This window comes from Snodgrassella sp. ESL0253 (assembly GCF_013344965.1).
GTDB classification, from domain to species: domain Bacteria; phylum Pseudomonadota; class Gammaproteobacteria; order Burkholderiales; family Neisseriaceae; genus Snodgrassella; species Snodgrassella alvi_B.
This window is the reverse complement of sequence record NZ_JAAEDQ010000012.1, coordinates 50580-57441: the sequence shown is the minus strand read 5'-3', so window position 1 is coordinate 57441 and position 6862 is coordinate 50580. Positions and strand designations below refer to the sequence as shown.

At 41.3% G+C, this 6862-nt stretch carries 3 protein-coding genes; all 3 read right to left on the bottom strand.

The annotated features are described in order from the left end of the window. Nucleotides 1–684: 684 nt before the first annotated feature. The 3 genes from GYX26_RS09715 to GYX26_RS09705 all read right to left on the bottom strand — a co-directional run bounded on the left by GYX26_RS09715 (nucleotide 685) and on the right by GYX26_RS09705 (nucleotide 6855). Entirely contained in the window at nucleotides 685–1314 is a 630-nt protein-coding gene (locus GYX26_RS09715; RefSeq protein WP_174829085.1) for a hypothetical protein, read from the bottom strand. A gap of 27 nt (nucleotides 1315–1341) precedes the next feature. Then, nucleotides 1342–1953, bottom strand: coding sequence for a hypothetical protein (locus GYX26_RS09710; protein ID WP_174829084.1), 612 nt, complete (start codon nucleotides 1951–1953; stop codon nucleotides 1342–1344). A 660-nt stretch (nucleotides 1954–2613) separates the two neighbouring features. Beyond that, nucleotides 2614–6855 (bottom strand): RHS repeat protein, encoded by a 4242-nt coding sequence (locus GYX26_RS09705; RefSeq protein WP_174829083.1) that lies wholly within the window; start codon nucleotides 6853–6855, stop codon nucleotides 2614–2616. Nucleotides 6856–6862: the final 7 nt, after the last annotated feature.

Here is a 6862-nt window from a genome sequence, read left to right as displayed (position 1 = left end):
GATATAGCTGATTACCCGGAACAGCCGGTCTTTTAAGCTGTTCCCGGGTCGTATGGTATTTTTTGTTTTCATGTTATGACCCTTGTATTTAGTTGGTTTTTAGATGTTAGTTATCTGGATCCGCTACTAAAGCTGCTGTCTCCTCCAGCCCAGTCCCAGCCAGTATTTGCAGTAAAGATACGGATATATATAATTATTTTATATGCATAAAAATAATAAATAGATTATATTAATTTTTTATTTAATATAAAAAATATTATCAATTTATTTGCTGATAAAATAATTTAGTACAATATAAAACATTGACACGGTATTTTTATTTACTATTTTTCCAAATATAGAAAATCAGTTAGAAGAATATATCTTCCTATATGTTTTTTAGTATTATGTTGTAGTGGTTAAATTTGTTATGTTATATGATTTTTTTAAAAGATAAACCTCTAGCAAGAATAAATTATATATATTAATGTACCCTGCTAAAGTTTTATAAAAATTTCTGGTTATAGATAGATTAATTCTAGGCATTGATCTTTATTAATAACAAATAGTGATACTCGGAATTCTATGCCGTAGTTCTTGAAGCTTGGGATATCCTCTCGTTTCATTTTTTCTTAATTGCCTTTTCAAACATGAATTAAAAAATACATCTTCTATTTTATTCAAAATTCTTTAAACCTAAATAAATTAATTTTTGAATTCTTTTTTAGATTTAAAATGCTCTAGCTCTATATTATATTTTCCATAATAATCTTTAAATCTTTCTCTATCATAGAGTCGTTTATAAAGATATTCTCGTCCATATATGGCATTATTTATATCTTTATGAGCGAATCCCTCTTTTTCCCAGTCACGAAGTATAAATAACTGTTTCTTTTCTTCATCTGATAGCATATTGAGTTTTTTGATCAATATATTTTCCTGAGAACGAGTATCCATATTATAATGCCATATATATATACTTTTTATTTCATTATCAATTTCCTTACTATGAGTTAAATTTTCACGAAAATTATTGTCAGCCAAAACCTGTCTGGCATAGCGAGCCAAGCAAAAGCGATGGGGTCTTTTCCAGTCTTCTGGTTTCTCTAGCTGAGTAATAAACTTCTCGGCCAGCTCAAACCATTGCTTACGCTCTATATCGGAGTCTAAAATTTGGAAACTGAAAGATTTATAAGATTCCCATGTATCTTTCCTTTTCACGATTACATGTAGATAAAGATTGTCTCCGGCTTTATCAATATAACAAACAATGGCTGCGAAATAATTATTTTGCGCCAGACACAGTCCTGTAAACTTATTTTGTTTATTATTCATGGCATACCAACCAATTCTAAATAGTATTTAATTAAAAAACTTATCATTTCTTTCAAAATTTTCCAGTTCTTTCATATATTTCTCATAATCTTTTTTTACTATTTCTTTATTATATAAGAAATCATAAAGAATTTTACGACCACAAACAGCATAAAACACATCCTCACAGGCGTATGCTTTTTTTTCCCAATCACGAAGTATGAATAACTGCTTTTTTTCTTCATCTGGTAACAAATTTAGTTTTTTGATTAATGCGGTTTCTTTTAACCGCGAAATGATGGTATAGCGATAGATATATTCATCATCAATATCCTTATTATAAACTAAATCTTCCCGAAAATTGTCATCTTCCAAAATCTTTCTGGCATAACGCGCCAGACAAAAACGATGCGGTCTTTGCCAATCTTCCGGTTTATCTAACTGGTTAATAAAGTTCTCGGCTTGTTCAGACCATTGTGCGCAATCCACATCCGAGATAATATCCCGCCATCTGATAAAATCCGCCTGTCCAACTAAATTTTCACAAAATCCATAAGATTCCCATGTATCTCTTCTATACACTTTTCCAGAGGTAGAAACAGCAAAATAATTATTTTTCGCCAGATACTTTGTTTGCAACTCATTTACCTTATCATTCATGGCACGTCAACCAATTTTAAATATTGTTTATTTGTACCATTTTTTTTTGAAGTCTTCAACTTTTGGTGTTTATTGTGTATGTTTCTTCATCCATTATATGCGAATTATTCCTGTATTGGATTATTTATATCTTTATATTTTATTCTTTAATCATAACTATGAGTACATTCGCTTTGCTGTATATTTATTCGTTGGTTAGTGTCATTATTATTAATATATAATGATCTATTCACACTCGTCACCTACAGAAATATAATTTTATTGTTTATAAACTTGTTTCTTATATATTACTTATAATTTGAATTAATTTAAAATAAAAATTTAATATACATAGACAATAAGAATAGCGTATAAAATACGCTATTCTTGCAAAAGAAGCGGTAAGTTCTTTTTTAGCTTTCAGGCTTGTCTAGCCACATTATACACTCCTTACACCTCTTATAATATTGCTTCGATTTGTATCTGAAAGGAGCTTAAAAATTTATAAGACTCCTATATATTTATTTTATATACTGTTACATATATCCATATTTTTTCCACTTCACAGGCATAGATAATTAAGATGAAAAATTATTTCTTTCAGAAATAGTCCTTTAGACTCATTTTGTTTATTGTGCATAATATATCAACCACTTTTAAATAATATCAAACTATTTACATTTAAGGTACCTTCTGTTCCCGCGGAACTGGTTCATATTTACGAGTTATACCTCTCCATCCATTATTTACGAACTTTTCTTGTTCTTCATAACCAATTTTTTTATCATCACATTTCATCAGCCTCGCAATCTCTATTAATTTTCTTAGTGTGTCTCTCATAATTTCAAACCTCTTAATATGGTTTTGAAACTCATTAAACTCTTGGACAGTTTGATACCCCCTAGGTTTATCATGCTTTTTAAGGTCATGTGCCCTCATTCTTAACCTAATTTTTAAATATTCAATATCTTGTCTTATCCTGTAGCAAGGATCCCAAGGTGGCACTATCCAATTTGAAAAACGCTCATTTTTACATGCATCCTTTATTTTGTCTTCTCTTTCATGTTTTCCTGAGCTAATATATGGTAATTCATCAACTCCTCCAAAAATTCCACTACCTATATTGGGAAATTGCACATTTGGCAATGATTTATTACATACAGGAGATACTATACATGCTGCTACAACGAATGCAGCAGCTACTGCCACAGGTACCATTACCTGAGCAATCTCCCCGGTCGGATCACTGTATACCAGCGGATTCCCACCTACATAACCATAGGTGTTTATTCCTCCCGCCAACCCTATCGGATCACTCTGGATATACCGCCCAGTCTTCGCATTGTAATCACGGAAATAGTTATATGACAGTCCGGTCTCTGCATCGTAGTACTGTCCCGGAAACCGCAGGTTCATGGTGATCTGGTTGTTTGCCTCCAGTTCACTGTTGCCAAATGCATCGCTATTAATTTTCCAGCTCTGTTCTCCAGCGCTGTTTATGGCCAGTTGCGGGGTGCCCAGATGGTCGCTTATCAGGTAGTGATAGCCGGCATTTTTCAGGGTCTGACCTTCGCTCAGATTAGCCTGCCATAAGGGGCTGGTACCCCAGTCGCTGTCTGGCTTCCAGCCATACGCTACGCGCATTTTGCCATTTTGATCCAGTTCGGCTATCAGGCCTTCGCTGCTGTAGATATAGTAGGTGGTCTCGCCGTTTACGGTTTTGCTGATACGCCGGCCAAACGGGTCATATTCGTAGCTGGCCAGCTCGCTTGTGTCATTGCTGACTTTGCTCAGGCGTTCGGCTGCGTTGTAGCTGTAGCTGAGTTTTTTATTGGCACTTTCTTCTGTAGACAGTTGACCATTGGCGGTATAGGTTAAGCTGGTCTGCTGTTTGCCTTCTCCCCATTTGATTAGCTGGTTGAGGTCGTTGTACTGCCACTCGCCTGCCTGCTGGGCGCTGCCTATGCGGTTTCCGATGGCATCGTAACTGTAAGACTCGGCGCGCTGCTCTGTGGTTTCGCTATCCGGTTTGACTTGGGTTAGTCTGTCCAGTGAGTCATACTGGTAGCTGCTGCTGCCTTTTTCGGTCTGGATACGGCTGATGTTGCTTACTTTGTCGTAGCTGTAGTTGCGTTCCAGTAAAGTCTGGCCTTTGCTGCTTAGTTTTATTTGTACTGGCCGCTGTAAGGCATCATAGCTGTTGGTTTGTTCTGCCTGTGGATAGGTGATGCTGCGGGGTTGGTTCCACTGGTAGTTACGCCAGTTGATTTCTTCTCCGTTGGGCAGTACGGTTTTTTGTAATTGGTCGTTGGCATAGCTGTAGCTTACGGTGCTGTTATCTGGATAGGTAATACTGGCCAGATTGCCATCTGCATCGTAGCTGTATTTCAGGGTTTGTTTGAGGTTGCCATAGCTGATGGTTTCCTGCACTACTCTGCCTAATGCATCGCGCTGATAGGTGAAGTGGCTGTTGGTGCTGCCACTCTGCTGTACGTCTATCAGTTGGTTGTTGGCGTTATATTGATAGCGGACTGTCTGTTCGGCATTGTCTTGTCCAGCGGCAATGTAGTTTTGCTGGCTGATGTTGCCGGCGGCATCGTATTGATACTGTATGCGATTGCCATTGGTCTGTTTCTGTTCTATCAGCTGGTTGGCATTGTTGTAGCTGTATTCAACATTATTGCCCAGTGTTTTGGTTTCTTTGATCAGGTTGTTGTTCTGATCATAGGTGAAGTGATACTGGTTGCCATTAGGGTCGGTAAGGCCGGTGAGGTTGCTGAACAGGTCGTACTGGTACTGGGTTTTTCCAGATAGTGCGTCTATGTTTGCGCTAAGCTGACCTAGGGCGTTGTATTCGCTCTGGCTGGTACGGTTGGCGGCATCAGTCTGGCTGATGAGCTGTCCCAGTTGGTCGTAGCTGCTATGGCTGCTCAGTTGGGTGTTGTTGTCCAGCTGCTGGGTTACGCTGATGGTGTTACCCATGTTGTCGTAGGTATAGCTTTCGCTATAGGTCGGGTAGTTGATTTTGGTCAACAGGCCGGCCTGACTGGTACCGGGGGTGCCATATTCGTATGCTAGCTGGTTGCCGTTGTGGTCTTTATATTGGGTTAATCTGCTCCTATTGTCATAGCTCTGCTCGCTTATCAGTCCGGATGGGCTGATGGTTTTGATGAGCCGGTTAAGCTGGTCATACTGGAGGGTGGTGACCTGATTCAGGGCGTTGCTGGCTTTAACTTCGCGTCCTTTGGCTGTGTCGCGATAGCTGTAGCTGGTGCTGTTGCCTTGGGCATCTGTTATGGCTACTACGCGACCCAGTGCATCGGTTTGGATGCTGGTGCTATGGTTGAGCGGGTCGGTTATTTTGCTGGGGTAGCCGGCCGGGTTATAGCTCAGTTGCCATTTCTGCTGTAATGGGTTCTGTATTTCGGTTGCCTGCCCCTGGATGTTATAGCTGTAGTGGTACTGCTGCCCTTTGCCGTCGGTATAGCTGGCTATGTTGCCGTAACGGTCGAAGCTCTGTTGCAGGCTGATGCTCTGTTTGCCACTGGCTATGGTGGCTTTGGTCTGCTGCCCCAGGCTGTCGTACTCGAAGTTGACTACGCGCTGTTCGGGCTTGCCGGCGGCATAGGTGATTTTGGTGGGCTGGTTGGCTGCGTTGTATTCAAAGGTGATGCTGTCGCCTTTGGCATTGGTTTTTTTGACCGGTTTGTTGGCCTGGTTGTACTGATATTCTTCGGTGGCACCATTTGGATAGGTGATTTTAACCGGATAGTCGGCCTGGTTATACTGGGTGGTGGTCACTAAACCACGTTCGTCGGTGTATTTGACGATGTTGTTGGCACTATCGCGCTGATAGCTGGCGGTAAGATTGCCATTAATGCTTTCGCTCAGTACGCGCCCGTTGCTGTCAAATACGGTGACGGTTTTTTGGCCTGCCGGATCGTTTACGGTGATGGTGTACTGTTTGTTAACGCGGTTGTATTCGGTGTTGTAGACGGTTACTGCTCCGGTTTTGCTGGTGATTTTGCCTACCCGAGCCAGTTTGTTTTCATGATCGGCTGCTCCGGTGCTGACTACGGCACTTTGCGAGACAACGCCACCACTTTTGCCGCTGCCCATGGCTATTCTGCGGGTGGGTACGGACAGGACGTAATCAATTTTGATAACGCCGCCATCGGGATCGGTGCGACTGGTGAGCTGGCCATTGTTGTCGTAACCATACTTCCACACATTACCCATGACATCGGTAACCTGAGTCAGGCGGTCACCTGACCAGTTATAGCTCACGCTACGCCCACTGCGGTCGGTGGCTTTGATCAGGTGTTCCTGATTATCATAATCCAGGCTGTATACCAGTTCGCCGTTGTGGTCTTTGATGGCGCTGCGCCGGCCATCTTTGTCCAGTTCAAAGCTGACTTGTATGTTGCTGGCATTACCATAGGCTAATGGCCGCCCTTTGCTGTCGTAGTTTATCCAGTTTCCTTGCGGATCTGTCCAGCGCCAACCGTTGTCAGTTTTTTTGATTGAGACTTGTTTGTAGGTATATAGGTCGGCGTCGCCGCTACGCTGGTACAGGGTACCGGCGCGGTCGATGGTTTTGATACTGCTATCGAGTGGATCAAGTACGAAGCGTAGTTCTGCCCATGCCGGATTGAGATACCAGCGTCCGTTTTCCCAGGTACGGTTGAGTTTAACTTCGCCACCTAATACCTTCACTCGCATGTCTATGGTGTTTTCGGTGTACTCGGTATTCGGTAATCTGACGCTGGCATTGCTTACGCCGGATATTTTTTGGCTATTATCTGTTATGCGGGCATAAGCCATTTGTGGCAGTGCCATGACCAGCATAAGGATATAGCTGATTACCCGGAACAGCCGGTCTTTTAAGCTGTTCCCGGGTCGTATGGTATTTTTTGTTTTCATGTTATGA